This is a genomic window from Pseudoalteromonas sp. SWXJZ94C (genome assembly GCF_015864385.1).
Taxonomy (GTDB): domain Bacteria; phylum Pseudomonadota; class Gammaproteobacteria; order Enterobacterales; family Alteromonadaceae; genus Pseudoalteromonas.
On sequence record NZ_JADYXF010000014.1, the window covers coordinates 77,451 to 102,673 of the forward strand.

Sequence of the window (25,223 nt, forward strand, 5' to 3'; positions counted from 1 at the left end):
ACCCTAATCCTTATTAAACTGTAATTCACACAGTTTTTGATACAACGGGTTACTTGCTAATAACGCTTGGTGAGTACCCGTTGCTATGATTTCTGCATTTTCCATTACTACAATTACATCTGCATGTTTTACCGTTGCCAGCCTATGGGCAATTATTAACGTTGTTCTGTTTTGCATTAAATGCTCAAGCGCGGCTTGTACATGTTGCTCACTTTGCGCATCTAGCGCGCTGGTGGCTTCATCAAGAAGAAGTATTTCAGGGTCTTTTAGTATGGCACGTGCAAGCACAATACGCTGCTTTTGCCCACCCGATAACCTCACACCCTGCTCACCTAAAAAGCTGTTATAACCTTGCGGTAGCTGTTTGATAAATTCATCGGCATGCGCATATTTTGCTGCGGCATAAACTTGCTCGTCGGTTGCATTAGGGTTGCCATAACGAATGTTATGCATTACATCGGAGCTAAATAAAATAGGGTTTTGCGCTACCATGCCCATTTTATTACGCAGAGTATTAAGCGATAAATCTTTAATGTTTACATCTTTAAATTTAATGGCTCCGCTAGCCGGATCGTAAAATCGCTGTAGTAATTCAAATAACGTTGTTTTACCTGCGCCAGAGGGACCAACAATTGCCACTGTTTGACCTTGCTCAATCGTTAAGTTTATTTTATTAAGCGCACTCACGTCTGGACGAGAAGGATAGTTAAAGCTTATATTTTTAAGCGTAATAGCAGGGCTGTTAATGTTTTGCAGTAAGCTATCGTCTTGTGGATCTAGCGGGTTTTCTATCTCACTTTTAACAGCAAGTAACTCAAGTAACCTTGCCGCAGCACCAGCTGCACGTTGTAGTTCGCCATATACTTCAGCAACGGTTGCCACCGACATTGCAACCATAATAGCGTAAAACACAAACGCACCTAACTCGCCGCCGCTCATGGTGCCTGCAAGTACGTCGTTACCACCTACCCATAACATAGCGCTAATAGCACTAAAGGTTAAAAAAATCACCACGGCTATTAAAAATGAACGTTGCTTAATACGTTTTTTAGCAACGTTAAAGGCTTTTTCGGTCTCAAGCGCAAAGGCATGTTGTTCTTGTTCTTCATGGCTATAACTTTGCACTACTTTGATGTTTTGTATGATTTCTCCGGCATAGGTACTTATGTCGGCAATGGCATCTTGGCTAGAGCTTGCTAGTTTGCGTACCTTGCGACCAAATATCATCATAGGAACAAGTACCAGCGGTACACAGGCTACAACCACTAAAGTAAGTTTTAAATTAGTAAATAGCAGCATAGCTAAGCCACCAATCAACATAAGTACACTGCGCAGCGCCATAGAAAATGATGAGCCGATAATTGATTGCAGTAATGTGGTGTCGGTGGTTAAACGCGACATAAGTTCGCCACTGCGGTTTTCTTCAAAGTAGCTAGGGTGTAGCGTTACAATGCGATTAAACACTGCTTTTCTAATATCGTTACTTACCCGTTCACCAATCCACGACATTAAATAAAAACGGCTAAAAGTACCTATCGCTAATAAGCTGATTAAACCAATGAGTACCAGCACAGCTTGCTGTAATTGATCTTTGGAGCCTGCAATAAACCCATGATCAATAACAAACTTAACACCTTGCCCTAACGACAAGTTAACACCCGCAGTCACTAACAGTGCAGCTAGTGCAGCTACTACCATCCATTTGTAAGGTTTTATAAAAGCAAAAACAGGTAATAGGCTGCTAAAAGCAGCTTTTTCGGATGCAGAGGTATTTTTTGACATAGTGGATTCTTTTTAAAGGTTAAGGTATAGATATGGCATCATCGGATTAAAAATCAATAGTATTAAATATCATCAATAGGAATTGTTATGACAACAAAAATAATAAGTGGTGAATTTATAGTGTCTTTAGCGCCAATTGAAGGTTACGTCAAAGGGCAGCAAGGTATTAACTTAGGACGTATGTCGATTGATAAAACATTTAAAGGTGACTTAAATGCTACAAGCCAAGGCGAGATGCTTAGCGCAATGACGCCAACCCAAGGCAGTGCGGGTTACGTGGCAATAGAGCAAGTGATAGGTGAGCTTGAGGGTAAGCAGGGCAGTTTTGTACTGCAACACTTTGGCACTATGGATAAAGGACAAGACAGCCTAATTTTAACTGTTATTCCCGATTCAGGCACCAATGAGCTAGAGGGTTTAAGTGGCAGTATGAAAATTCGCATTGAGCAGGGCATTCACTATTACGATTTTGACTACGTGTTTGAAAGTAAGTAAAGCTTGGTATAGGTTTTAGTATTCGAATCTCAACTGTTAAAAATGATAAGTTATAGGGGACAAAATGACATTAACGGCATGGTTTAGTTTAGTAGTTGTATGCATGATGGGTGCAATGTCGCCAGGTCCAAGCCTTGCAGTTGTGTTAAAGCATACAATGAGTGGCGGAATGAAAAACGGTATGCTTGCTGCGCTTAGTCATGGCGTGGGTGTTGGGCTTTATGCTGCAGCTTCATTACTTGGTTTAGGGACATTGATGGCTCAATTTCCAACGGTATACCAAGTCCTTGTATATTTAGGCGCTGGGTATCTAGCCTATTTAGGTTTAAAAATACTATTAGCAAAACCCAGTAATGACGAACTGCAAGTACAAAAAAGTGAGCTAAGCGCAACCAAAGCGCTGCAAGATGGATTCGCCATTGCGTTTTTAAACCCTAAGTTGGCAATTTTCTTTTTAGCGTTGTTTTCGCAATTTATAGACCCGCAAAACCTGACTTTAAGCATTGGCATTATTATGTGCTTAACTGTGTTTGTAATTGATACAGGTTGGTATTTGCTAGTTGCAGTACTTACTGAGGTTTCAAAAAATCGCTTTGGTTTTACTAAGCAGAACCCATGGCTTGATAAAATACTGGGTGTTGTGTTTATTGCCCTTGCTATAAAAGTCGTTATTAGTTTGTAAGATTGAGTAGAGATTATTGAAGTTTGCAGAGTGTATTTTTAGTTATATAGATAAAGGATTAAAACAATGACAAAACATATTTTAAAAAGTGCTTCATTCGATTACAAGGTAAAACAATACTGGATGGTTACGGCAACTTTATTTGCAATGTTGGCTCTTATTACTATACCGCTTATACCTATCATTTTACTTATTGTATGGCTGGTGGGTGGGCGAATACTTGCAGCTATGTCGGCTGATTTATTATCGCAAAAGCTGGTAGTTAAACGTGGCATATTATTTAAAGAAGAAAAATCGATTCCGCTTGAAAAAATAACTGATGTTGGATTAAGCCAGGGCCCACTAATGCGCCTTTTTGGGTTATATCGTTTAAGCTTTGAAACGGCAGGGCAGTCAGGAAATGGCGCTTTAGTGTCTTTGCTTGGTGTAGTTAATGCGAGTGAGTTTAGAGAGGCGATACTTGAGCAAAAAGATATATTGGCTAACCAAGGTAAAACTTCGCAGCAGCCGACAGAGCAAAGTGAGAAAGAACTACTGAGATCACTTACTTATAGTGTTAAAAATATTGAGCAGATGCTACTTGTTTTACTTGATGAAAGGCCGCAAAAGTAACCTGTTTTAAAATTGTAATGCTTATAAGGATATTTTTATGAATACGGAAATAGAAAATATATTTAATAATTATCCTGAAATAGCAAAAAGTAAGCTTATAAAATTACGAGAGTTAATTTATACCGTAGCACAAGAGCAAAGCTTAGGAGTTGTTGAAGAGTCAATAAAGTGGGGAGAGCCAAGTTATAACACAATAAATGGCAGCCCCATTCGCGTGGGCTTTAAGGGCTCATCGTGCTATTTATTTTTTCATTGCCAATCAAAGCTAGTAAGCACATTTAGAGAATTATACTCTCATAATCTTACCTTTGAAGGAAATAGAGCAATAGTGTTAAATAGTGAAAAGCCATTACCAGAGTACCCACTTAAAGCGTGTATTAAATTAGCACTGACTTATCACAGCGTTAAACGCCTACCTTTGTTAGGTGCATAACTGCATGCACTTAAGTAGATACTTAAAACACACTACATATTTGGTTTGCGTCACAGGTAATAACAGTCACGTTTTCGTAGCCAACACGCGTTAACGCTTCAGCGCCAAGTGTTGCGCGTGCACCGCTTGCGCAGTGCACGTAAATAGGGCGTGCTGCGTCTTTTTCTATTTCCATTAATTTCATCTCGAGTAATCCGCGCGGAATATTTATAGCGCCTGAAGCTGCTTTTGTAGCGTGCTCTGCGGGTTCTCGCACATCAATAAGTAAACCTTTATTTTGTTCAAGCTCGAGTTTTGCTTGCGCTGCGTCAATACGGCGTTGGTTAGGTGTGATAATTTTTAGTAAGTCAGGGATCGATGTAAGCATTAGTCTGTAAATCCTCTTTTTCGTAAAAAAGACATTAATGGGCACCACTTGGTATAAGCAGATTGAATTAAGTTAATACCTATAAATAACGTTAAAAACTGAAAGTTACTATGTACAAAGTAACTTAATAATACAGATACTGCTACAGCACTTCCGCCGATTAATAAAATTGCATCGCTAATTTTCATTGGTTACCTTAATATTAGTAAACTCTAATGTTAATTATATTAGAACTTACTAATGTAAAAGTCTATACTTAAAAAGGTCAAAAAAGAGAAATAACAAAATGAATATTGAACAACTAGCTGTCAACGCAGAGCAAGCCGAACAGTTTTTAAAATTAATGGCTAACAAAAATCGCTTAATGATTTTATGTAGTTTATTACAAGGCGAGCAAAGTGTAGGTGAGCTAAATAAAAATGTACCTTTAGCACAGTCGGCGCTATCTCAGCATTTAGCAAGTTTACGCAAGGCAGATATGGTTGTTACTCGCCGAGAAGGGCATACTATTTATTACTCGTTGACCGACCCAAAAGTTGAGTCGATCATTGCTTTGTTATATGAATGGTTTTGCCAACAAGAAAATACTAAATAAAAGTAGCTATTTCATCGATAGATTTTTTATCGAGTGCATGAGCAGGTATTGTTGCATCATCACTTGGGTAGCCTGCAATAAGTAGCATATACGGGCGTTCGTTATCTCTATCACGACCACATATGTCGGTTAAAAAGCTCATTGGTTTTGGAGTATGAGTAAGGGTTGCCAAACCTGCACGGTGCAAAGCTTGAATTAAAAAGCCGGTAGCTAAGCCAACAGACTCATGCACATAATAATTCGTATTTTTATCATCGGTGCTTACACCCCCCTTTTTTTGACTAAATACAGCTATAAGCCAAGGTGCATGTTCTAAATAAGGCTTATTAGCATCGGTCCCTAGAGGCTTTAGTGCATCTAACCATTCTTCACCTGCTCGTCCTTCGTAAAAAGATCGTTCTAGTTTTTCGGCGGCTTCTCTTATTTGTTTTTTTACATCACTGCTGTTTATAGCTACAAAATGCCAAGGCTGATGATTCGCTCCACTTGGTGCTGTGCCCGCTGCTTTTATACATGCTTCAATAATATTTTTTGGTACTGGGCGATCGCTAAAGCTGCGAATGCTATGGCGGCGTTGGCTAGTGGTTAAAAACTCGTTAGCGCGATTTAGCATTTCGTCGTGTGGGTATTCTATAAAGTCGTTTAATGGCTGGCTTTGGTGATCTTGCATGGCTTTTCGCTTCTTATAAAAAGTATATGTAGTTTTTATACCGAGTGAATAACGCGCAGGCAAGTGTTATGAGTTTAAATTGTGTTTATTTGTTGTTACAAATTTAGCCAGTAGGTAACTTATGTTCCTGTTTTTCTTGTGGTATAAAACATCATAAAAATAATTACTTATATTCAAGGAAGTAAAAATGCTATCAATAACAGGGTTATCTAAAACCTACGATAACGGCGTACATGCACTGCAAGGTGTTGATTTATCTATAGGTAAAGGGATGTTTGGGTTGCTTGGACCAAATGGTGCTGGTAAATCATCGCTTATGCGTACTATTGCAACACTGCAGTCGGCTGATTCAGGTTCAATTACTTTTGATGGTATTGATGTATTTAAAGACCCACAAGCTTTGCGCCAACGCTTAGGTTACTTACCACAAGATTTTGGTGTGTACCCGCGTGTTAGTGCTTACGACTTACTGGACCATATGGCTGTTTTAAAGGGTATTCATAATAAAGCCGAGCGTAAAGAGTCGGTTGAAGGATTACTTGCACACACTAATTTATATCAACATCGCTCAAAAGCTGTAAGTGGCTTTTCGGGCGGTATGCGTCAGCGTTTTGGTATTGCTCAAGCTTTATTAGGTGACCCTGATTTACTAATAGTTGATGAGCCAACTGCGGGGTTAGACCCAGAGGAACGTAATCGTTTTCATAACTTATTAGTAAGCTTAGGTGAGCAAAAAGTAGTGATATTATCAACCCATATTGTTGAAGATGTTGCAGAGCTTTGCCCAAATATGGCGGTGCTGGCTGGCGGTAAAATTTTATTGGAAGGCAACCCAATCGCGCTTACCGATAAACTGCAAGGACAAATTTGGCGCAAAGCCATGAGCCAAGAAGAAGCGCAAGACCTTGAGCCACAACTGCCTGTTATTTCAAAGCGCTTATTTGCAGGGAAAACAATTTTACATGTATTAGCCGAGCAAGCACCTGAAGGCTTTGAAGCTAGTAACGCAAACCTAGAAGATGTGTATTTTTCTACGCTGCTTAATCATCGTAACAGCCAAGTAGCATAAGGAGGCGTTATGTTTTTTAATATGCTCACGTTTGAGCTACGCTATTTTGTGCGTCAGCCTTCGTTTTATGTCACCTCATTAATCTTTTTTTTGATGGCGTTTTTTATAAGCTCTAGCAGTAAATTCCCTCTTGGTGGGGCGAATGTTCATATGAACTCGCCTTTCTCGATTATGCTTTTAACCGTTACATTTTGTACGTTTGCGATGTTTTTAGTGGTTAACTTTGTTGCCAGTTCCGCTATTCGCAACAGTGAAAGCAAAATGGATGAGCTGGTATTTAGTAAGCCTGTTAATCCTGTGCCTTATCAAGCAGGGCGTTTTTTTGGTTCTTACTTAGTTGTACTTATTGTGTTTTTAAGCGTGCCATTGGGTGTGTTTTTAGGGTCGCAATTTGGTTTGTTGGTTGGCTGGCTCGATAGTGAATTGGTAGGTCCTAATAAGCTAATGTACTACGCTGCGCCTTATCTTTATTTAGCAGTGCCAAGTTTACTGGTGCTTTCGGCTATTTTTAATAGTGTAGCGGTCTATTTTAAAACCATGATGTCGGTGTATGTAGCAGCTGTTGTGATTTTTATAGCCTATCAAATTGCCGGCGTTTACTTTGATGATTTAGCATTTAGAAATATTGTTGTTTACGCCGACCCATTTGGCTCTGGTTCGTTAATTGATTTAACACGTTATTGGACTGTAAATGATAAAAACACAGAAGTGCTAACGCTCACAGGTGACCTTTTAGTTAACCGTATATTGTGGGTGGCAATCAGTGTTGCAATGTTTTTTGGCCTTGGAAAGCTAAGCAACCGCATAGTAACTAAAAAACAGAAGAAGCAATTTAAAGTCTCTGCTTTTGTACAAAATAAACAAGCTTCACTTATCAATAGTGCTAAAAATTATAAATCAGCGGGAGTCAGTACTAAATCTCAGCTAATAATGCGCAGTATATTCGAACTTAAACAAGTTATATTTAGTGCTCCTTTTATGATTTTAGCGGGTGTAAGTATTGTAACGCTTATGATCCCACTATTTGCTCCTATTGGCGCCTATGGCACTACTAACTGGCCTTTAACTCAGAATATGGTAAATATTATAGGGCGTATTTCCGGTTTATTTTTGTTTGTTATTATCGCTTTTTATAGTGCTGAGCTTGTATGGCGAGAGCGACAAAGTGGTATGGGCGATATTGTCGACAGCTTTCCGGTACATAATAGTGTTTTTTGGGTGTCAAAAATACTGGCTTTAATCGCCGCTATTTCTGGGTTGTTCCTCGTGGGAATGATACTCACAATTACGGTTCAGTTATTTAAAGGTCAATTTAATTTAGAGCTAGGACAGTATTTATTTAGGATTGTTTATTTATCGATTTTACCGTTGATTATGCTGACTGTACTCGCCTTCTTTTTACAGATTATTAGCCCGCATAAATATGTAGGAATGGGCTTGTTTATTTTGTATTACATAGCGCAAACAGTAATGGGTTCTTATGGGTTTGAGCATCATATGTATCATTTTTCGCAAAGCAGTAGCGTACCGTATTCTGATATAAATGGTTATGGGCACTTCTTACAAGCTGCGCATTGGTACACATTATATTGGGGTGCGTTAAGTCTTGTTCTAGCGATTGTTGGGTTTGCGTTATGGCATCGTGGTCCTTCACAAACGCTGCGCACACGCCTGTCTATGCTTCGTTATAATATGTCATTAAAAGGGCAAGCGGTTGCGGTTATTAGTGCATTAGTGTTTGTTGGTGCAGGCTACAATATTTATAACAACACAAGAGTTTTGAACGAGTTTACTACGAGCGATGAGCTTCAAGACAAGCAAATAAGTTATGAACAGCAGTTTGCACAATACAAAGACTTAGCACTACCTATGGTGACCGATGTTGACTTAACTGTTGATATTTTTCCAAAAAAGCGTGCTTTAAGTGCTGTGGCAAAAATTAAATTTACCAATACCTCTAACGAGCCAATTACGCGAGTATTGATCACCTCACCTCAACACGCTAAAAGTTGGGATGTAGCTATGGCAGGCGGTAAGATAGTTGAACAATTACCAGCGTTTTATTTAGCATGGTTTGAGTTTGAGCAGCCGCTTATGCCAAACGAAATAAGAGAAGGGCAACTGTCGGTTACTCGCGATCATACAGGCTTTACTGATAAAGACTCTGATACACAATTGGTTGCCAATGGCACTTTTATTAATAATTTGGAACTCCTTCCTAGCTTTGGTTATAACCGTGGTTTACAGGTAGCTGATAAATTTGAGCGCCGTAAGCATGATTTACCTGAGCTTGAACGCGCTCATAAGCTAGAAGACAGCCAGTACTATACACAAAGTGATTTTGGTGCAGCTAATGGGTTTATTAACTTTAAGGCAACGGTAACAACCGACGAGTCGCAATTTGCGATTACCCCAGGGTATTTACAAAGTGAAAGTGTAAAAGACGGGCGCCGCACCTTTGTTTATGAAATGGATGCGCCCATTTTAAACTTTTATGCGGTGCTTTCGGCAGAGCTTGAAAGTAAAAAGGTTGAGCATAATGGGGTAAATATTGAGGTGTACTACCACAAAAATCATGCATGGAATGTCGACCGTATGATTGAGTCAGTACAAGACTCGATAGATTACTTTACACAAGCGTTTGGACCGTATCAGCATAAACAGCTACGTATTATTGAATTTCCTAAGTATCGTTCGTTTGCGCAAAGTTTTGCCAATACAGTGCCATACTCCGAAAGCATAGGGTTTATTACAGACTTAAGGGATGAGAGTAAAATTGACTTACCCTATTATGTTACCGCACATGAGGTAGCGCACCAATGGTGGGGACATCAAGTGTCGGGAGCGAATGTTGAGGGCAGTGCCGTTATTTCAGAAACGCTTTCACAGTATAGTGCGCTTATGGTGCTTGAGAAACGCTTTGGCGCAGAGAAGCTACGTAAGTTTTTAAAATATGAGCTTGATAGGTACTTAATAGGGCGTACAGGGGAAGCTTTTGAAGAAATGCCACTATATAAAACACAGTCGCAACAATATCTTCATTACAATAAAGGATCAGTTGTGATGATGGCGATTTATGATCGTTTAGGTGAAAAACGTTTAAATGATGCACTCAAAGCATTTTTAAATGAATTTCAGTACCAATCAACACCATACCCAACTACGCTTGATTTACTTAGCTATTTAAAACAAGACGCAACGCAAGCAGAACAAAGTTTTATTGACGATCAGTTTAAATATATCACCTTGTATGAGCTTGAGATGAAAGATGTGTCAGTTACAGATAGCGTTGATAGTGATGGCTTTTATACCGTAACACTGAATGTTGAAGCAGCTAAATACCGTGCTGATGGCCAAGGTGAAGAAACTGAGCAGCCGCTCGATGAACTAATTGATATTGTTTTATTCAGCGATGACCCTGAAAACCTACTAGCTGAAGATTTTGTTATTTACTCTAAAAAGCACCAAATAGTGACTGGTACTAATAAGATTGAGCTTAAAGTAAAAGAAAAACCACTGTTTGCGGGGGTTGATCCTTTTGTTAAATTGGTCGATAAGGATAGCACTGATAACTTAGCTAAGTTTTAATTAAGGTTTACAATAACTATTCTAAAGCCGCATTTATGCGGCTTTAGAATGTAATAAGCTATGTGAAAATTACTTAAAAGTTATTTAGAGTAACCGGAGGGTACTAACTACTGTAGCGCAAAGAGGTTGGTATTTATAAAATGGATATGAAGCGCTACTAATATTTTAGGGTTTGGATTGAGCCTAAATAATACAAAGAGACGGGGTTATAAAGTTCTTAAATGAGAAAAGGGCCATAGGCCCTTCGTGTTGCAGCAAGTAACACATTCTTTTTTATAAAGTAAAATCTACAGCGTAGCCAACATATACTTTAATATCAGCAATATCTGTATCAGATACTCCAAAAGTAAAACCATCTTTTGAAATTGATACGCCATAATCAAAAATATTACTATCGCCAATAAAGTCACCTGAATAGTGACCTACATGTAATGCCATTTCAGTACCATTGCTACCAATTGGAAACGCGTAGTCTGCGTTAAGATATAATGAATCACCAAAGTCAGTACCATCACCGCTTGCATCTGATGTAGCTAAAATTGCAGCACCAAAAGTAAAGCTTTCAATACTGATACTGCCGTAAATTTCAGAAAAATCCGCATCCACTTCAGAAGCTGCATCAGGATATGCATAGTAAATATAACCAACGTCGTAGCTTACGCTTTCGTTTATAGCACCACCAAAGCCAGCATATAAATCTAGCTCGTAGGTCATTTCATCTGCCCAAGATGCGTTTGAAGCCCAAGTACCTGCATAAAAACCAGATTCATGCGCGTAGTCAATGCCACCAGATACAGCTGCATCGCCATCGGTTTGTTCTTGGCCTCGCCATAAGTAGTTTGATGTTGCAGCTGCATTTGCTGTTACTTCAGCTTGAACTGCTGTTGATGTTAACGATGTTGCCACTATTAATGCTATAGCACTTATTGCAATTGTTGTTTTTAGTTTGAGCATGTTCCATTTCCCGTTATATGATTTTTGCATGCCAAGGCTTTATTATGTATTGCTTTAACCTTTTTGCAGGATGCATTTTTATTGTTTAACTGGGGTAGTAGTAGCACTGTATATGCCAAATTTACTTTATCTAATGAAAAATGGTTGTTTATATTTTAAAAACAGAAGGTTGGCTGTATAAGGTATTAAGAGGATATATGTAGTATAAGAAATGTTCGCACACTGCTGGTGCATAAATTAACCTAGCTGCACCAGAAAAACACAGCTAGGTTAGATTTATTTAGCCAAAAATAGTGCGCATTAGACTAATTGTTTCGTTAACGCCGCGACCTTTTTGAACTTCATTAATGATAGAGTCACGTTTGCTGCGAATATGCTCTGGGATATCGTCAGCTGTAAGAGCACGATCTACTAAAATCTCTGCAGACTCTTTGCCTCTGCGTTGAGTTTTACCAGTAGTTGTTGTGCTACGTTTTGGCTTGCTAAGTAACTTGATATAGTTAGAGTTATCAGGTGTTTTAGCATCCGCATAGTAAAAGAAACATGGTATTAGAGCTTTAATAGCAACTAATTGTTCTTCTAACTCGTTACTTGGTTTAGCCATTTTGTACCATGACATAGCTTGAATACCTTTTACGATATCTTGCCAGTAACGTTCAAAATCACTGTTTTTAAGTTTTGGAACACCAAGGGCACCACATAATGCATCTAGTCGATTATTTGTAATCGGAGTAAATAGATCTGGGCGGCGCATTGCTAACAAGCGAGTTGCAGGAGCAAGTGTTGGTTTTTCATTATTGTCTGTAAACACTTTTGAATAAGCCGCAACAAATTGTTGGTATTCGTACTGCGTTATATCACCTTCAAGCGGGATGTTTGCAAGAGCAGCATCAAAATCACCTGGTAAATCGGCAAGCATTTGATGAAAACCTTTAGCGCTCTTCGTAGATGCAAACCATTCAACATCAAAGTTGTAAGTACTTGGGTCAAGTGATGCCATGTGCTTACCACTAAATGCTAGTAAGTCTTCAGGGATCATATCTTTAAGTGACTGCTCACGAATGCTTTTGATATAGCTTACTAAACGAAGTTGCTCGTCAAGGGCAATAACGTCTTTATGCTGTTCAACAAATACGCTTACTACAGGCCAAGGGGCTACGCGTAATGTTTTAACCTGTAAAAAACTAATAGCCGAAATAAGCTGGTCATGTAGTTTTTTTAGTACAGGTAATTGTTGCGGTTCTAGTAAATCGTAGTTCATACGATCTCTACTTGCATTAAGTAGTTCATAGCACCAAGGTAAAAAATCATCAGGGTGGTTTTCTACTTTCACGGCCATAAGGTTAAGGCTTAACTCTGAAGATTGCTTCAGAATGTTCTGATAGATTTGATTTTCTTGTTCGCCTAGCGTCATTTTTGACGGTGAAATTAGCAGTGTTTTCATGCCTTGTAGAATCTCCGGATTAGATATATATTTTTTTGCTGGTCTATTTTAGCGCAATTACAACAATAACAACAGCGCTGTCCTTCATACGTTGTAATTGAAGTGGCTAAATCGGTACTTTCGCTAATAGAATAACGTTAACACCTTAGTATATATCAATCATTCTCATCTAGCACAAAGAGACTTTCTAAAATATTGAGCTATTTTTAGAGCAATGACCACCGAGGGCGTAAACAGTGATGTTTCTACGGTACTGACTTTTTACGTAGCACATTAATAGCATCTGCTAGTTTTTGCAGTGAAAGCCCTGCCTCTTTTCGATATTTTGCTATGTTATTATTTACGTTGATTCCAACTCTCTACTTTGCCAAATTAGGGGAGCACCATAGAGTAAACTCATAATAGCTAAGTAGAAAGTTACCATGGTGCCTTGGTTATAGGTCAGTAGTTCTTTGTGATACATCAACAGGAAGATGATATGAAGCTAAATAGATTGCCTCATACTAAGCAGTAGCGTAAGCACAACATGTTTATAGGCAATAGTATCTATTGTATTTAAATACTCATTTTTACTAGGTAAGGCGGTGGCTCAACTTCCATATAAAGCCTCCTCTGATCATAAACATAAAAAATGAGCCTAAAAAAGCTGCGCCCCATAGAACAATAAAGGTACTGATGTTTGACTAAGCATCGGGTAACCGCTAATAATTAGTAATGTAATCCGCATGAATATTGAAAAGCATGCATTTTACCTATAAATTTTTGTTTCAGTTTTTATATCGTTTTTCATAATATCAATTCTATAACTTTTGCTAAAGTACACTTTGTAGCCCCTAAGTATCAATGCAACCAAAGGTATCAAAATGTTTCAGGAAATATTCATATAAAAAATGTAAACTGATTTAAGTTACTTTTTTGTAATAACGGCAATGCTTTTAAAGCTAACACTCGCTATGATAAAAACATTATTTGCACGTTTGAAAGGACGATCATGAAAACCATACTTAAAATTGTAGGTGTAATACTTTTACTATGTATAGCACTAATTGTTGCCGCACCGTTTTTAATCCCTACTGATACTATTTTTAATAAAGTGTCTGAACAGGTAGAAAAAACAACTGGGCGCACTCTTACTATTAAAGGTGATAAAACACTTAGCGTATTCCCAGCATTAAAGTTAGAACTTAACGACGTGCATTTTGCAAATATGGAATCAGGTTCGCGCGCCGATATGGCGAGTATGAAACAGCTTGCTGTACACATACCTTGGTTTTCATTATTTGGTGGTGAGTTTAAATTAGATAAGTTTGTTATAAACGAACCAAATATCCTATTAGAAACCGATAAAAATGGTAAAGCTAATTGGCAGTTGTTTGATGCAGTTGCAGAGCAACCTAAAGAGCAAAGCGAATCTGGCGAAGCTATTAAGCTTCCAGATAACTTTGATATTGAGTTAGGTGAGGTTGCTATTTATGGCGGTACATTTACCTATCTAGATGGTCAAACCGGTGCTAAACAACAAATTAGCGATTTAGAACTCGCTATTTTACTTCCATCACTTCGTAAAACATTAGAAGTAAAAGGTGGTATTACTTATATGGAAGAGCGTTTTGAGCTTGATATAAAATTAGATACTCCTGCTAAAGCAATTGAAGGTGCTACTTTTAATGTTAAACAAAGCTTAGATTCTCGTTTAGTTGATTTAACGTTTGAAGGTGATATTGCTAAACAAGGACAAGATATTAAAGGGCAATTGGCACTAAGTGGTGAATCAGTAAAAAATATTGCGAAATGGCAAGGTGTAGAATTAGGCGCTAAAGAAAATGCTTTTAACGCATTTAGTGTCAACGGTAAAATGCACTTAGCAGATGAGAAGTTTAATTTAGAAGATTTAGTCGCAACGTTAGACGCATTAGAAATAAAAGGTAAAAGCGAGCTAAACCTAGGCAAACGTTTAGCTGTAAATGCTGATATTGATTTAGGTATGCTTGATTTAAACCCGTACCTACCTGAAGCCGTAGCAAAACAAGAAGAGCCAGTAGAGCAAAATGATAAACCTGCAGAACCAATAGTATGGGATGACACTAAAATTGATCTAAGTGCATTAAATTCACTAGATGCGAATGTAGTTATTCGTTCAAGTGGATTAAAAGCTAATGATATTAAGTTGGGCGCAAATCAATTTACTGTTGCTTTAAAAAATAGCGTTGCAAAACTAAGCCTAGATAGTTTTTCTGCTTATGAAGGGTCAGGTAAAGGCGTTATCAATGTAAACGCACAACAAGTACCTTATAAAATATCAACTAACTTTGACTTAGCTGGAATAGATGCACAGCCTTTATTAACGGATGCGGCAGGTTTTGACAAGCTAATGGGTAAAGGGTCTCTAAATTGGAACCTAAACACAACTGGTCAAAGTCAAAAGTCGTTTATTGGTGCGCTTAACGGAAAGCTTGGATTTGAGTTTGCTGATGGGGCTGTAAAAGGTGCGAATATAGCTGAGATGGTTCGTAAAGGTAAGGAACTCATTTCAGGAAACTTTGGTGCTGCATCTGAAGGGCTGGATACCGGGTTTGAAGAATCAGAGCAAACAGATTTCTCTGCACTAACTGGAAGTTTTAACTTTACTAATGGTGTTGGTAAAAACACTGATTTATCACTTATTAGCCCACTCGTTAGAATATCAGGTGAAGGCGATGTTGATTTACCGCAAACAACGGTTAACTACCGTTTAGTTACAGGTATAGTTGGATCAATCGAAGGGCAGGGTACGACAGATGATAGCACCGGTTTTAAAATACCGCTTCGTATAGAGGGTCCTTTCCATGATGTGGGCATTAAACTTGACGTAAGCAATGCGCTTAAAGATGAAGCAAAGCAAAAAGTTGATGAAGCAAAAGAAAAGGCGAAAGACAAAGCAAAAGATAAAATTAAAGACAAATTAAAAGGTTTGTTTGGTTAATTTTATTTATATAAACAAACAAGGCGCTTATATAGCGCCTTGTTTGTTTTGTAACCACCTGTTATTTAGTTACATAGCCGTAATTGCTCAACTTTAATTATCCTCCGCTCTAAATTAATTAAAAAATAACCTATCGCTCCCTCTTCAATGCTGGTACAATTGCCCGCCCTTAAGAGACAACTAGTTTGTTTTTGAGTGGGATTTAATCGAAATGTCTTGATTCGTAAACGAATTTTAGACACGTTGTAATTACTACACCGGAGGTCATTAACATGATCCAAATGCAAACTCAGCTGGAAGTTGCTGATAACAGCGGCGCTCGCAAAGTGCAGTGTATAAAAGTCCTTGGTGGTTCACACCGTCGCTACGCAGCGATTGGCGACATCATTAAAGTTTCTGTAAAAGAAGCTATTCCTCGCGGTAAAGTGAAGAAAGGTGATGTTAAAAACGCGGTAGTTGTGCGTACCAGAAAAGGTGTTCGCCGTCCAGATGGTTCTTTGATCCGTTTTGACAGCAACGCTGCTGTTATCTTAAATGATAACTTACAGCCAATTGGTACACGTATTTTCGGCCCTGTGACTCGCGAACTTCGTAATGATAAGTTCATGAAAATCGTTTCACTAGCCCCAGAAGTACTGTAAGGAGCCAATCATGGCAGCAAAAATACGTCGTGATGACGAAGTAATCGTACTAGCAGGTAAAGACAAAGGTAAGCGCGGAAAAGTGCTTTCAGTTGTTACTGAATCTGGTCGAATCTTTGTCGAAGGCATAAACTTGATCAAGAAACACCAAAAGCCGGTTCCACAATTGAACCAAGCTGGCGGCATTGTTGAGAAAGAAGCATCTATGGATGCATCAAACGTTGCGATCTTCAACTCGGAAACGAGTAAAGCTGATCGTGTAGGTTTCAAGATTGAAGATGGTAAGAAATTACGTATCTTTAAATCTACTGGTAAAACTATCTAATAGTTGGAGTAGAATGATGGCGAAACTGCATGAAGTATATAAAGACAAAGTAGTTGCTGAACTTCAAGAGAAGTTTGGTTTCAGCTCTGTCATGCAAGTCCCTCAGATCGAAAAGATCACATTGAATATGGGCGTGGGCGAAGCCCTAGCTGACAAGAAGATTTTAGATCACGCAGTAGCGGATTTAGCAGCAATCTCTGGTCAGAAACCTCTAATCACTAAAGCACGCAAATCTGTTGCTGGCTTCAAAGTGCGTGAAGGTTACCCGATTGGTTGTAAAGTAACCCTACGCGGCGAGCGTATGTGGGACTTTTTTGAGCGTTTGGTATCAATCGCTATCCCACGTATTCGTGACTTCCGTGGCGTAAGTGCTAAGTCTTTTGATGGACGTGGCAACTACAGCATGGGCGTACGTGAACAAATCATCTTCCCAGAAATCGATTACGATAAAGTAGACCGTGTACGCGGTATGGATATTACTATCACTACTTCTGCGAAATCTGATGAGGAAGGCCGTGCGTTGTTAGAAGCGTTTAACTTCCCATTTAAGAAATAAGGGTAGGGTTATGGCAAAGAATTCTATGAAAGCGCGCGAAGCTAAGCGCACAAAACTAGTTGCTCAATTCGCTGAAAAGCGTACAGCACTAAAAGCTATCATCACTGATGTTAACTCATCTGAAGATGATCGTTGGGACGCGGTTCTTAAGCTACAAGCTTTACCACGTGATTCTAGCCCTGTACGTCAACGTAATCGTTGTAACATTACGGGTCGCCCACATGGTTACCTTCGCAAATTCGGCATGAGCCGTATTAAAGTTCGCGAAGCAGCTATGCGCGGTGAAATTCCTGGCCTTAAAAAGGCTAGCTGGTAATAGAATCATGGGAGTAAGACTATGAGCTTGCAAGATCCTATCGCGGATTTGTTTACACGTATCCGTAACGGTCAATCAGCGAAGAAAGTATCTGTAACGATGCCAACTTCAAAGCTGAAAGTAGCATTAGCTAAAGTACTAAAAGACGAAGGTTATATCGTAGACTTCGCTGTTAACAGTGAAGCAAAACCTGAGCTTTCTATCGAGTTGAAGTACTTCGAAGGCAAAGCTGTAATTGAAAATATCCAGCGTGTAAGTCGCCCTGGTTTACGTATCTATAAGAAACGTGACCAATTACCTAAGGTAATGGGTGGTCTTGGTATCGCTATCGTATCAACTTCTAAAGGCCTGATGACAGACCGCACAGCACGTAGTGCTGGTGTTGGTGGTGAAATCATTGGTTTTGTAGCTTAATCGGAGGGGAACTATGTCTCGCATAGCAAAGGCACCAATTACTGTTCCTGCCGGTGTAGAAGTTACATTAAAAGGCCAGGAAATCACAGTTAAAGGCAAAAACGGTGAACTTACTCGTACTATCAACAACGCTGTTGAAGTACAAGTTAATGACAACGTTATTACTACTTTACCTCGTGATGGCGTAGCTAATGCATGGGCTCAAGCAGGTACTGCTCGCGCTCTAATCAACAACATGGTTGTTGGTACGCATGAAGGTTACGAGAAGAAACTTCAGTTAGTAGGCGTGGGTTACCGTGCTGCAGCTAAGGGTAAAACATTAGATTTAACTCTTGGTTTCTCACACCCAGTTAATTTCGCAGTTCCTGAAGGAATTACGATTGAAACTCCAAGCCAAACAGAAGTTCTAGTTAAGGGCGTAGATAAGCAGTTAGTTGGTCAAACAGCTGCTAACATTCGTGCATACCGTAAACCTGAGCCTTATAAAGGTAAGGGTGTTCGTTATTCAGATGAGAATGTACGCCGTAAAGAGGCTAAGAAGAAGTAAGGTAAGACGATGGATAAAAAAACAGCTCGTCTACGTCGTGCTAAACGCACTCGTAGAAATTATATTGAACAAGGCACAACGCGTCTTGTTATCCACCGCACGCCACGTCACATCTACGCTCAAGTTGTAAATGCTGAGGGTAATGTACTGGCTGCTGCTTCTACTGTTGAAAAGGCTATTAGCGAAACAGTTAAAGGCACCGGTAACGTTGAAGCTGCGCAAGCAGTTGGCAAAGCGGTTGCTGAACGTGCGGCTGACAAAGGCATCGAAAAGATTGCTTTTGATCGCAGTGGCTTTAAATATCACGGCCGTGTGAAGGCGCTAGCTGATGCTGCGCGTGAAGCCGGTTTGCAATTCTAGGAGTAGACTATGGCTAACGTAGAAGCAAAGCAACAACAGCCTGATCTAGCTGAAAAGCTAATCGCGGTGAACCGTGTGTCTAAAGTAGTTAAAGGTGGTCGTATCTTTAGCTTTACTGCACTAACTGTAGTTGGTGATGGCGCAGGTAAAGTAGGTTTTGGTTATGGTAAAGCACGTGAAGTTCCAGCTGCTATTCAAAAAGCAATGGAAAAAGCACGTCGCAACATGATCAATGTAGACCTAAATGGCAACACATTACAGCATCCTGTTAAGGGACGTCATGCTGGCTCACTAGTGTTCATGAAACCAGCATCTGAAGGTACTGGTATCATTGCAGGTGGTGCTATGCGTGCAGTACTTGAAGTGACTGGTGTGCAGAACGTACTTTCTAAATGTTACGGTTCTACTAACCCAATCAACGTGGTACGTGCAACGATTTCGGCTCTTGAGAATATGAATTCTCCACAGTCAATCGCTGCAAAACGTGGCCTTCGCGTAGACGAAATACTGGGGTAACCATGGCAAATCAAACTGTAAAAGTAACACAAGTAAAAAGCTCTATCGGTCGTTTACCGAAACATAAAGCTACATTACGCGGTCTTGGTTTACGTCGTATCAACCACACTGTTGAGTTAGAAGACACAGCATGTGTACGTGGTATGATAAACAAGGTTTCTTACATGGTTAAGGTAGAGGGTTAATTCGATGCATTTGAATACACTTTCACCTGCTGCAGGTTCAAAAACTGCCCCTAAACGTGTTGGTCGTGGTATCGGTTCTGGTCTAGGTAAGACTGGCGGTCGTGGTCACAAAGGTCAAAAATCACGTTCAGGCGGCAAAGTACGCGTTGGTTTCGAAGGCGGTCAAATGCCTATGCAACGTCGTCTACCTAAATTTGGTTTTACTTCTCGCAAATCTTTAGTATCTGCAGAAATAAACCTTTTTGAAATCGCTAAAGTTGAAGGCGATGTGGTAGACCTAAGCGCGTTACAAGCAGCTGGTCTAGTTAAAAAGAACGTTCTTTTCGTTAAAGTTGTTAAATCTGGTGAAGTTTCACGCGCTGTTACAGTTAAAGGTCTTAAAGCCTCTAAAGGTGCACGCGAAGCTATTGAAGCTGCCGGAGGCAAGGTAGAAGACTAAGGAAGTACTAATGGCTAAACCAGGTCAAGATACACAAAGTGCACAAAGTGGACTTTCGGAATTGAAGCGTCGATTACTCTTCGTATTGGGTGCTATCATAATTTACCGTCTAGGTTCATTTGTGCCGATCCCTGGGATTGACGCCGCTGTACTTGCCGATTTCTTCGAGCAACAAAAGGGCACCATTGTTGAGATGTTCAACATGTTTAGCGGTGGTGCGCTTGAGCGAGCTTCAGTGTTAGCACTGGGTATTATGCCGTATATCTCGGCTTCGATTATTACGCAACTATTAACGCATATGTATCCTCCGTTTATAGAGCTTAAGAAAGAAGGTGAGCAAGGGCGTAAAAAAATTAGCCAGTACACACGCTATGGCACGCTTGTGCTAGCTACTATTCAATCTATCGGTATTGCTACTAGCTTACCGGGCATGATGGAGGGGTTAGTTGTTAACCCTGGTATGGGTTTCTACTTCACCGCAGTGGTGAGTTTAGTAACTGGTACTATGTTCCTTATGTGGTTGGGTGAACAAATTACAGAACGTGGTATCGGTAACGGTATCTCAGTTCTAATATTTGTTGGTATTGTAGCTAACTTGCCGTCTGCTATTGGTTCGACAGTCGAAATGGCGCGCCAAGGTGATTTGAATGTTTTTGTACTGTTGATGGTTGCGGTAATCGTATTCGCTGTTACTTATCTTGTAGTGTTTTTTGAACGTGGACAACGTCGTATTGTTGTTAACTATGCTAAACGCCAACAAGGTCGTCAAGTATTTGCTGCTCAAAGCACGCATTTACCACTAAAAGTAAATATGGCGGGTGTTATTCCACCAATCTTCGCTAGCAGTATAATTCTGTTCCCTGGTACAATTGCTAGCTGGTTCGGCCAAGGTGAAGGTCCAGTCGCTGATGTATTACAAGCTGTTGCTACTACGTTGACCCCAGGTCAACCGTTGTACTCACTTGTACTAGCTGCGGCTATTATCTTCTTCTGCTTTTTCTACACAGCGTTGGTTTTTAACCCTCGTGAAACAGCAGATAACCTTAAGAAATCTGGCGCATTTATCCCAGGTATTCGTCCAGGTGAGCAGACATCTAAATACATTGATAAAGTGATGACACGCCTGACATTGGCAGGTGCTTTGTATATAACCTTTATCTGTCTGGTGCCTGAATTCATGACGATGGCGTGGCAAACGCCATTCTACTTCGGCGGTACATCAGTTTTGATTATCGTTGTAGTGATCATGGACTTTATGGCACAAGTACAGACTCACCTGATGTCTCATCAGTATGATTCTGTGCTGAAAAAAGCGAACCTTAAAGGCTACGGTCGATAAGGTCAGTTTACGGAGTTGAGCAATGAAAGTACGTGCTTCCGTTAAGAAAATATGCCGTAACTGTAAAGTTATTAAACGTGCTGGTGTAGTACGCGTAATTTGCAGTGAGCCTAAGCATAAGCAAAGGCAAGGTTAAGTAAACAGCGTGCAGGCTGAGTTTTCTCGGCCTGTGTTTTTAGTAGTAATTTGGTCTTCGTTTGAGTATCCTTACGGGCTTTTCAAACAGATGATTACCAAATTCGAATATAGGAGATGTGTTAGTGGCCCGTATTGCTGGCATTAACGTCCCTGATCATAAACATGCGGTTATTGGTTTAACAGCTATTTATGGCATAGGTAAGACTCGCTCTAAGGCTATCTTAGTAGCGACTGGTATCGCCGAAACCACAAAAATCGGTGAACTTTCAGACGAAATTCTTGACGTACTGCGTGATGCAGTTGGCAAGTACACTGTTGAAGGTGATCTTCGTCGTGAAGTTACTTTAAATATCAAGCGCCTTATGGACCTTGGTTGTTATCGTGGCCTACGTCACCGTCGCTCTTTACCACTACGTGGTCAAAGAACTAAGACTAACGCGCGTACCCGCAAGGGTCCTCGTAAGCCTATTAAGCGATAAGGGGATAGTATTATGGCTAAGACACCAATTCGTCGTAAAAAGGTTAAAAAACAAGTTGCTGATGGTATGGCTCATGTTCATGCGTCTTTCAACAACACTATTGTAACGATTACCGACCGTCAAGGTAATGCACTATCATGGGCTACTGCCGGTGGTTCAGGTTTCCGTGGTTCACGTAAATCTACACCATTTGCTGCTCAGGTTGCTGCAGAGCGTGCAGGTACTGCTGCTCAAGAATACGGTTTGAAAAATCTAGAAGTTTTCATTAAAGGTCCAGGTCCAGGTCGTGAATCTGCTGTACGTGCTTTGAATGCTGCTGGTTACCGTATTACCAACATTACTGACGTGACGCCTATACCACATAATGGTTGTCGTCCACCGAAGAAACGTCGCGTTTAACAATAGGTTAGGAGAAATAACATGGCAAGATATTTGGGCCCTAAGCTCAAGCTGAGTCGTCGTGAAGGTACTGACCTGTTCCTTAAGAGCGGCGTAAGAGCTATCGACTCTAAGTGTAAACTTGAGACTGCACCTGGTCAGCACGGCGCTCGTAAAGGTCGCTTATCTGATTACGGTTTACAATTACGTGAAAAGCAAAAAGTACGTCGTATCTACGGTGTATTAGAAAAGCAATTCCGTAACTATTACAAAGAAGCTGCTCGCCTTAAAGGCAATACAGGTGAAAACTTGTTACAGCTATTAGAGCAACGTTTAGACAATGTTGTATATCGCATGGGTTTTGCTAGCACACGTGCAGAAGCACGCCAGTTAGTAAGCCATAAAGCGATTTTAGTTAATGGTCGTGTTGTGAACATTCCTTCATACGTAATTACACCAGAAGATACTGTTGTAATCCGTGAGAAGTCTAAGACACAAGCACGTATCATCGCTGCTCTAGAGTTGGCTGAGCAACGTGAAAAGCCGACTTGGGTTGAAGTTGACGGTAAGAAATTGGAAGGCAGCTTTAAGCGTCTACCTGAGCGTTCAGATTTGTCTGCGGACATCAATGAACAACTAATCGTCGAACTTTACTCTAAGTAAAGTTAAGAGTTAAGAGAGGATAAAATGCAGGGTTCTGTAACAGAATTTCTAAAACCAAGGTTAGTCGATATCGACGCTATTAACCCAACGCGTTCTAAAATAGTTTTAGAACCATTAGAGCGTGGCTTCGGTCATACTCTGGGTAATGCCTTACGCCGTATATTGCTTTCATCTATGCCTGGATGTGCAGTAACTGAAGTTGAAATCGACGGTGTATTGCATGAGTACAGCGCGAAAGAAGGCGTACAAGAAGACATCATTGAAATACTACTAAACCTAAAAGGCTTAGCAGTAACGTTAGAAGGCAAAGATGAAGTTTTTCTGACCCTGACTAAATCTGGTGTAGGTCCTGTTACTGCGTCTGATATTCAGCACGATGGCGATGTAACAATTGCTAATCCAGATCACGTTATTTGTAATTTAACAACAAATAACAGCGAGATCAGCATGCGTATTCGTGTTGAACGTGGTCGTGGTTATGTGCCTGCATCTAGTCGTTTATCCTCTGATGACGATGAGCGTCCAATTGGTAGATTGTTGCTTGATGCATCATTTAGTCCAGTTGAACGTATTGCGTACTCGGTTGAATCAGCCCGTGTTGAGCAACGTACAGACTTAGACAAGTTAATCATTGATATGGAAACAAACGGCACTTTAGATCCAGAAGAAGCGATCCGCCGTGCGTCTACTATCTTAGCTGAGCAATTAGATGCATTCGTAGATTTACGTGATGTAACTGAGCCAGAAGAGAAAGAAGAGAAGCCAGAATTCGATCCTATTCTACTTCGTCCAGTTGATGATCTTGAACTAACAGTACGCTCAGCAAACTGTTTGAAAGCCGAGCAAATTCAATATATCGGTGATTTAGTTCAACGTACTGAAGTTGAGCTTCTTAAAACGCCTAATCTAGGTAAGAAGTCTCTAACTGAAATTAAAGACGTGCTAGCTTCACGTGGTCTTTCTCTGGGCATGCGCCTAGAAAATTGGCCACCTGCAAGTCTAGCTGAATAATCTAAATCACTATATTAGTTTAGTTAGAAGGATAGGGTCATGCGCCATCGTAAGAGTGGTCGTCAATTAAACCGTAACAGTAGCCATCGTAAAGCGATGTTTAGCAATATGGCAGGTTCTTTGGTGAAACATGAAATCATCAAAACTACTTTGCCTAAAGCGAAAGAGTTACGTCGTGTAATTGAACCTTTAATCACACTGGCTAAGACTGACAGTGTAGCAAATCGCCGTTTAGCGTTTGCTCGCACGCGTGATAAAGAAGTTGTTGGTAAGTTATTCAGTGAAATCGGTCCTCGTAATGCGGATCGTCCAGGTGGTTACACTCGCATTCTTAAGTGTGGCTTCCGTACTGGTGATAATGCACCAATGGCTTATATTGAACTAGTTGGTCGCCCAGCGACTAGCGAAGCAGTTCAAGAAGACGCACAGTCTGCAGAGTAAGTCTTAAAGAAACCTAAAAGCCGAGCCTATGCTCGGCTTTTTACTGCCTAAAATTTATATAATCTTTGGTTATTAATTTAAACATCCTTCATTTATTACCTGCATATATAGTATTTAGCTTAGCCTGATCCTGGCATATTCCTTTTTTAAATTTATACATCTGCAACCCCAACTTATTCTAGCGATAGATTTTATAGGCTCTATAGTAGTGCAGCCCAGTTCTCTAAAGTTTTTAGTATAAGTAAAAGAGTCTCAACTTTTAATGAATAACTCAGAGGAGTTACTTAACGATTAACTTTATATAGTGAATATGTGAATTGATTTAAATACAAATAATTTTAATAAATGAACAACGGTGTAAGATTGCGTTTAGATAGCTATAGATACATAAAAACCACAATGAACCTTTATGCATTTCAGATGAGCTTAGTTCCTGAATTAAAGATATAGATTATGCTCAAGCAGAAATTTATTTGAAAATATCATACGAATTTAGAGTTAATAATTATATTTAAGTACTTATCTATTCATTAAAATAAGTAAACTGGCAGTGTTTAGTCCTCTTTTTAAGCATTTAGCTTAAATACTCAGCGAACAGTATGTTATTTCAAGTTTTCTTCAAAAAAGGGTTGATCTGTTTTCGGATCTCCCTATAATGCGACCCCACTGAGACGGGAAACGCCAACGCCTAGCGAGGAGCGAACTACTCAGAGAGTTAAATAAAACTTCGGTTTTAAATTATCTAAAAAGAAAGTTTAAAATTAAGTGTTGACTCGAAAAATAAAGGGTGTATTATTCGCATCCCTTGAGACGCTAAAGCGA

31 protein-coding genes and 1 pseudogene are annotated in these 25,223 nt (G+C 39.8%); 25 read left to right on the forward strand and 7 right to left on the reverse strand.

Annotated features, from left to right (window positions below):
• Positions 1–3: 3 nt before the first annotated feature.
• A complete protein-coding gene (locus tag I6F65_RS08085; protein WP_197112362.1) occupies positions 4–1,782 on the reverse strand; it encodes an ABC transporter transmembrane domain-containing protein in 1,779 nt (592 codons plus the stop codon).
• Positions 1,783–1,869: 87 nt separating this feature from the next.
• Between I6F65_RS08085 and I6F65_RS08090 the strand changes: the two genes are divergently transcribed.
• The 4 genes from I6F65_RS08090 to I6F65_RS08105 all read left to right on the forward strand — a co-directional run bounded on the left by I6F65_RS08090 (position 1,870) and on the right by I6F65_RS08105 (position 4,004).
• Positions 1,870–2,277 (forward strand): DUF3224 domain-containing protein, encoded by a 408-nt coding sequence (locus tag I6F65_RS08090; RefSeq protein WP_197112364.1) that lies wholly within the window; start codon positions 1,870–1,872, stop codon positions 2,275–2,277.
• A 64-nt stretch (positions 2,278–2,341) separates the two neighbouring features.
• Entirely contained in the window at positions 2,342–2,959 is a 618-nt protein-coding gene (locus I6F65_RS08095) for a LysE family translocator (protein ID WP_197112366.1), read from the forward strand.
• 66 nt (positions 2,960–3,025) lie between these two features.
• Entirely contained in the window at positions 3,026–3,571 is a 546-nt protein-coding gene (locus tag I6F65_RS08100; protein WP_197112368.1) for a PH domain-containing protein, read from the forward strand.
• Between the two features lie 37 nt (positions 3,572–3,608).
• On the forward strand, positions 3,609–4,004 hold the full coding sequence (locus I6F65_RS08105) for a DUF1801 domain-containing protein (protein ID WP_197112370.1): 396 nt from the start codon (positions 3,609–3,611) through the stop codon (positions 4,002–4,004).
• A 22-nt stretch (positions 4,005–4,026) separates the two neighbouring features.
• On the opposite strand, the gene I6F65_RS08110 is transcribed toward I6F65_RS08105, so the two are convergent.
• Both I6F65_RS08110 and I6F65_RS08115 read right to left on the reverse strand, forming a co-directional pair.
• Positions 4,027–4,371 carry a rhodanese-like domain-containing protein gene (locus tag I6F65_RS08110; protein WP_197112372.1) on the reverse strand — a complete coding sequence of 115 codons (345 nt, stop codon included), beginning with the start codon at positions 4,369–4,371 and terminating at the stop codon, positions 4,027–4,029.
• Positions 4,371–4,559 carry a DUF2892 domain-containing protein gene (locus I6F65_RS08115; protein ID WP_024610264.1) on the reverse strand — a complete coding sequence of 63 codons (189 nt, stop codon included), beginning with the start codon at positions 4,557–4,559 and terminating at the stop codon, positions 4,371–4,373. The genes I6F65_RS08110 and I6F65_RS08115 overlap by 1 nt, the downstream gene beginning before the upstream one ends.
• A gap of 98 nt (positions 4,560–4,657) precedes the next feature.
• On the opposite strand from I6F65_RS08115, the gene I6F65_RS08120 reads away from it, so the two are divergent.
• A complete protein-coding gene (locus tag I6F65_RS08120; RefSeq protein ID WP_197112374.1) occupies positions 4,658–4,966 on the forward strand; it encodes a helix-turn-helix transcriptional regulator in 309 nt (102 codons plus the stop codon).
• On the opposite strand, the gene I6F65_RS08125 is transcribed toward I6F65_RS08120, so the two are convergent.
• Positions 4,959–5,636, reverse strand: a complete 678-nt coding sequence (locus I6F65_RS08125) for a nitroreductase family protein (RefSeq protein ID WP_166111205.1) — start codon at positions 5,634–5,636, stop codon at positions 4,959–4,961. The two genes, I6F65_RS08120 and I6F65_RS08125, sit on opposite strands and share 8 nt — an antisense overlap.
• 187 nt (positions 5,637–5,823) lie before the next feature.
• Here I6F65_RS08125 and I6F65_RS08130 point away from each other — a divergent pair, with 187 nt between their 5' ends.
• Both I6F65_RS08130 and I6F65_RS08135 read left to right on the forward strand, forming a co-directional pair.
• Positions 5,824–6,705, forward strand: coding sequence for an ABC transporter ATP-binding protein (locus tag I6F65_RS08130; RefSeq protein ID WP_166111202.1), 882 nt, complete (start codon positions 5,824–5,826; stop codon positions 6,703–6,705).
• 9 nt (positions 6,706–6,714) lie between these two features.
• Positions 6,715–10,293 (forward strand): M1 family aminopeptidase, encoded by a 3,579-nt coding sequence (locus tag I6F65_RS08135; RefSeq protein ID WP_197112376.1) that lies wholly within the window; start codon positions 6,715–6,717, stop codon positions 10,291–10,293.
• A 273-nt stretch (positions 10,294–10,566) separates the two neighbouring features.
• Here I6F65_RS08135 and I6F65_RS08140 read toward each other — a convergent pair whose 3' ends face one another.
• The 3 genes and pseudogenes from I6F65_RS08140 to I6F65_RS21755 all read right to left on the reverse strand — a co-directional run bounded on the left by I6F65_RS08140 (position 10,567) and on the right by I6F65_RS21755 (position 13,041).
• Positions 10,567–11,247: a TorF family putative porin gene (locus I6F65_RS08140; RefSeq protein WP_024610260.1), complete on the reverse strand. Its 681-nt coding sequence runs from the start codon at positions 11,245–11,247 to the stop codon at positions 10,567–10,569.
• A gap of 280 nt (positions 11,248–11,527) precedes the next feature.
• A complete protein-coding gene (locus I6F65_RS08145) occupies positions 11,528–12,691 on the reverse strand; it encodes a hypothetical protein (RefSeq protein WP_024610259.1) in 1,164 nt (387 codons plus the stop codon).
• Between the two features lie 155 nt (positions 12,692–12,846).
• Positions 12,847–13,041 (reverse strand): annotated as a pseudogene (locus tag I6F65_RS21755) (helix-turn-helix transcriptional regulator).
• Positions 13,042–13,682: 641 nt separating this feature from the next.
• Between I6F65_RS21755 and I6F65_RS08150 the strand changes: the two are divergent.
• The 18 genes from I6F65_RS08150 (at position 13,683) to rplQ (ending at position 24,401) form a co-directional block, all read left to right on the forward strand.
• Positions 13,683–15,653 (forward strand): AsmA family protein, encoded by a 1,971-nt coding sequence (locus I6F65_RS08150; RefSeq protein ID WP_197112378.1) that lies wholly within the window; start codon positions 13,683–13,685, stop codon positions 15,651–15,653.
• 272 nt (positions 15,654–15,925) lie between these two features.
• Positions 15,926–16,294 (forward strand): 50S ribosomal protein L14, encoded by a 369-nt coding sequence (rplN, locus tag I6F65_RS08155; protein WP_002959498.1) that lies wholly within the window; start codon positions 15,926–15,928, stop codon positions 16,292–16,294.
• 10 nt (positions 16,295–16,304) lie between these two features.
• Positions 16,305–16,619 (forward strand): 50S ribosomal protein L24, encoded by a 315-nt coding sequence (gene rplX / locus I6F65_RS08160; protein WP_002959496.1) that lies wholly within the window; start codon positions 16,305–16,307, stop codon positions 16,617–16,619.
• Between the two features lie 16 nt (positions 16,620–16,635).
• On the forward strand, positions 16,636–17,175 hold the full coding sequence (gene rplE, locus I6F65_RS08165; protein WP_024610257.1) for a 50S ribosomal protein L5: 540 nt from the start codon (positions 16,636–16,638) through the stop codon (positions 17,173–17,175).
• 10 nt (positions 17,176–17,185) lie between these two features.
• The gene (gene rpsN, locus I6F65_RS08170; protein ID WP_024610256.1) at positions 17,186–17,491 is read left to right on the forward strand and encodes a 30S ribosomal protein S14; all 306 of its coding nucleotides are present in this window, start codon (positions 17,186–17,188) and stop codon (positions 17,489–17,491) included.
• A gap of 21 nt (positions 17,492–17,512) precedes the next feature.
• Positions 17,513–17,905 carry a 30S ribosomal protein S8 gene (gene rpsH, locus I6F65_RS08175; protein ID WP_007376462.1) on the forward strand — a complete coding sequence of 131 codons (393 nt, stop codon included), beginning with the start codon at positions 17,513–17,515 and terminating at the stop codon, positions 17,903–17,905.
• A gap of 13 nt (positions 17,906–17,918) precedes the next feature.
• Complete coding sequence (gene rplF, locus I6F65_RS08180) at positions 17,919–18,452, forward strand: 50S ribosomal protein L6 (protein ID WP_002959488.1); 534 nt, start codon at positions 17,919–17,921, stop codon at positions 18,450–18,452.
• Positions 18,453–18,461: 9 nt separating this feature from the next.
• Positions 18,462–18,812, forward strand: coding sequence for a 50S ribosomal protein L18 (rplR, locus tag I6F65_RS08185; protein ID WP_002959486.1), 351 nt, complete (start codon positions 18,462–18,464; stop codon positions 18,810–18,812).
• 9 nt (positions 18,813–18,821) lie between these two features.
• Entirely contained in the window at positions 18,822–19,328 is a 507-nt protein-coding gene (gene rpsE, locus I6F65_RS08190; RefSeq protein ID WP_002959485.1) for a 30S ribosomal protein S5, read from the forward strand.
• 2 nt (positions 19,329–19,330) lie between these two features.
• The gene (gene rpmD / locus I6F65_RS08195; RefSeq protein ID WP_002959482.1) at positions 19,331–19,513 is read left to right on the forward strand and encodes a 50S ribosomal protein L30; all 183 of its coding nucleotides are present in this window, start codon (positions 19,331–19,333) and stop codon (positions 19,511–19,513) included.
• 4 nt (positions 19,514–19,517) lie between these two features.
• A complete protein-coding gene (gene rplO / locus I6F65_RS08200; protein WP_002959480.1) occupies positions 19,518–19,952 on the forward strand; it encodes a 50S ribosomal protein L15 in 435 nt (144 codons plus the stop codon).
• Between the two features lie 10 nt (positions 19,953–19,962).
• A complete protein-coding gene (secY, locus tag I6F65_RS08205) occupies positions 19,963–21,291 on the forward strand; it encodes a preprotein translocase subunit SecY (RefSeq protein ID WP_024610253.1) in 1,329 nt (442 codons plus the stop codon).
• 22 nt (positions 21,292–21,313) lie between these two features.
• Positions 21,314–21,427, forward strand: a complete 114-nt coding sequence (rpmJ, locus tag I6F65_RS08210; protein WP_002959476.1) for a 50S ribosomal protein L36 — start codon at positions 21,314–21,316, stop codon at positions 21,425–21,427.
• A 124-nt stretch (positions 21,428–21,551) separates the two neighbouring features.
• Complete coding sequence (rpsM, locus tag I6F65_RS08215; RefSeq protein ID WP_007584664.1) at positions 21,552–21,908, forward strand: 30S ribosomal protein S13; 357 nt, start codon at positions 21,552–21,554, stop codon at positions 21,906–21,908.
• 12 nt (positions 21,909–21,920) lie between these two features.
• Entirely contained in the window at positions 21,921–22,307 is a 387-nt protein-coding gene (gene rpsK, locus I6F65_RS08220; RefSeq protein WP_002959471.1) for a 30S ribosomal protein S11, read from the forward strand.
• 21 nt (positions 22,308–22,328) lie between these two features.
• The gene (gene rpsD / locus I6F65_RS08225; protein ID WP_002959461.1) at positions 22,329–22,949 is read left to right on the forward strand and encodes a 30S ribosomal protein S4; all 621 of its coding nucleotides are present in this window, start codon (positions 22,329–22,331) and stop codon (positions 22,947–22,949) included.
• A 24-nt stretch (positions 22,950–22,973) separates the two neighbouring features.
• A complete protein-coding gene (gene rpoA, locus I6F65_RS08230) occupies positions 22,974–23,960 on the forward strand; it encodes a DNA-directed RNA polymerase subunit alpha (RefSeq protein WP_008168100.1) in 987 nt (328 codons plus the stop codon).
• A 39-nt stretch (positions 23,961–23,999) separates the two neighbouring features.
• Positions 24,000–24,401 (forward strand): 50S ribosomal protein L17, encoded by a 402-nt coding sequence (gene rplQ / locus I6F65_RS08235; protein WP_008168098.1) that lies wholly within the window; start codon positions 24,000–24,002, stop codon positions 24,399–24,401.
• Positions 24,402–25,223 lie beyond the last annotated feature (822 nt).

What these genes read in the sequence shown, in the direction of transcription:
- I6F65_RS08100 (WP_197112368.1), top strand. Translation starts at nt 3,026, where the DNA reads ATGACAAAACATATTTTAAAAAGTGCTTCATTCGATTACAAGGTAAAA.
- I6F65_RS08140 (WP_024610260.1), bottom strand. Translation starts at nt 11,247, where the DNA reads ATGCTCAAACTAAAAACAACAATTGCAATAAGTGCTATAGCATTAATA.
- rplR (WP_002959486.1), top strand. Translation starts at nt 18,462, where the DNA reads ATGGATAAAAAAACAGCTCGTCTACGTCGTGCTAAACGCACTCGTAGA.
- rpoA (WP_008168100.1), top strand. Translation starts at nt 22,974, where the DNA reads ATGCAGGGTTCTGTAACAGAATTTCTAAAACCAAGGTTAGTCGATATC.
- rplX (WP_002959496.1), top strand. Translation starts at nt 16,305, where the DNA reads ATGGCAGCAAAAATACGTCGTGATGACGAAGTAATCGTACTAGCAGGT.
- I6F65_RS08120 (WP_197112374.1), top strand. Translation starts at nt 4,658, where the DNA reads ATGAATATTGAACAACTAGCTGTCAACGCAGAGCAAGCCGAACAGTTT.
- rpsD (WP_002959461.1), top strand. Translation starts at nt 22,329, where the DNA reads ATGGCAAGATATTTGGGCCCTAAGCTCAAGCTGAGTCGTCGTGAAGGT.
- rpmJ (WP_002959476.1), top strand. Translation starts at nt 21,314, where the DNA reads ATGAAAGTACGTGCTTCCGTTAAGAAAATATGCCGTAACTGTAAAGTT.
- I6F65_RS08110 (WP_197112372.1), bottom strand. Translation starts at nt 4,371, where the DNA reads ATGCTTACATCGATCCCTGACTTACTAAAAATTATCACACCTAACCAA.
- I6F65_RS08130 (WP_166111202.1), top strand. Translation starts at nt 5,824, where the DNA reads ATGCTATCAATAACAGGGTTATCTAAAACCTACGATAACGGCGTACAT.
- I6F65_RS08135 (WP_197112376.1), top strand. Translation starts at nt 6,715, where the DNA reads ATGTTTTTTAATATGCTCACGTTTGAGCTACGCTATTTTGTGCGTCAG.
- rpsK (WP_002959471.1), top strand. Translation starts at nt 21,921, where the DNA reads ATGGCTAAGACACCAATTCGTCGTAAAAAGGTTAAAAAACAAGTTGCT.
- rpsN (WP_024610256.1), top strand. Translation starts at nt 17,186, where the DNA reads ATGGCAAAGAATTCTATGAAAGCGCGCGAAGCTAAGCGCACAAAACTA.
- I6F65_RS08125 (WP_166111205.1), bottom strand. Translation starts at nt 5,636, where the DNA reads ATGCAAGATCACCAAAGCCAGCCATTAAACGACTTTATAGAATACCCA.
- I6F65_RS08090 (WP_197112364.1), top strand. Translation starts at nt 1,870, where the DNA reads ATGACAACAAAAATAATAAGTGGTGAATTTATAGTGTCTTTAGCGCCA.
- I6F65_RS08085 (WP_197112362.1), bottom strand. Translation starts at nt 1,782, where the DNA reads ATGTCAAAAAATACCTCTGCATCCGAAAAAGCTGCTTTTAGCAGCCTA.
- I6F65_RS08150 (WP_197112378.1), top strand. Translation starts at nt 13,683, where the DNA reads ATGAAAACCATACTTAAAATTGTAGGTGTAATACTTTTACTATGTATA.
- I6F65_RS08115 (WP_024610264.1), bottom strand. Translation starts at nt 4,559, where the DNA reads ATGAAAATTAGCGATGCAATTTTATTAATCGGCGGAAGTGCTGTAGCA.
- rpsE (WP_002959485.1), top strand. Translation starts at nt 18,822, where the DNA reads ATGGCTAACGTAGAAGCAAAGCAACAACAGCCTGATCTAGCTGAAAAG.
- rplQ (WP_008168098.1), top strand. Translation starts at nt 24,000, where the DNA reads ATGCGCCATCGTAAGAGTGGTCGTCAATTAAACCGTAACAGTAGCCAT.
- rpmD (WP_002959482.1), top strand. Translation starts at nt 19,331, where the DNA reads ATGGCAAATCAAACTGTAAAAGTAACACAAGTAAAAAGCTCTATCGGT.
- I6F65_RS08145 (WP_024610259.1), bottom strand. Translation starts at nt 12,691, where the DNA reads ATGAAAACACTGCTAATTTCACCGTCAAAAATGACGCTAGGCGAACAA.
- secY (WP_024610253.1), top strand. Translation starts at nt 19,963, where the DNA reads ATGGCTAAACCAGGTCAAGATACACAAAGTGCACAAAGTGGACTTTCG.
- rplE (WP_024610257.1), top strand. Translation starts at nt 16,636, where the DNA reads ATGGCGAAACTGCATGAAGTATATAAAGACAAAGTAGTTGCTGAACTT.
- rplO (WP_002959480.1), top strand. Translation starts at nt 19,518, where the DNA reads ATGCATTTGAATACACTTTCACCTGCTGCAGGTTCAAAAACTGCCCCT.
- rplN (WP_002959498.1), top strand. Translation starts at nt 15,926, where the DNA reads ATGATCCAAATGCAAACTCAGCTGGAAGTTGCTGATAACAGCGGCGCT.
- rplF (WP_002959488.1), top strand. Translation starts at nt 17,919, where the DNA reads ATGTCTCGCATAGCAAAGGCACCAATTACTGTTCCTGCCGGTGTAGAA.
- I6F65_RS08095 (WP_197112366.1), top strand. Translation starts at nt 2,342, where the DNA reads ATGACATTAACGGCATGGTTTAGTTTAGTAGTTGTATGCATGATGGGT.
- rpsH (WP_007376462.1), top strand. Translation starts at nt 17,513, where the DNA reads ATGAGCTTGCAAGATCCTATCGCGGATTTGTTTACACGTATCCGTAAC.
- I6F65_RS08105 (WP_197112370.1), top strand. Translation starts at nt 3,609, where the DNA reads ATGAATACGGAAATAGAAAATATATTTAATAATTATCCTGAAATAGCA.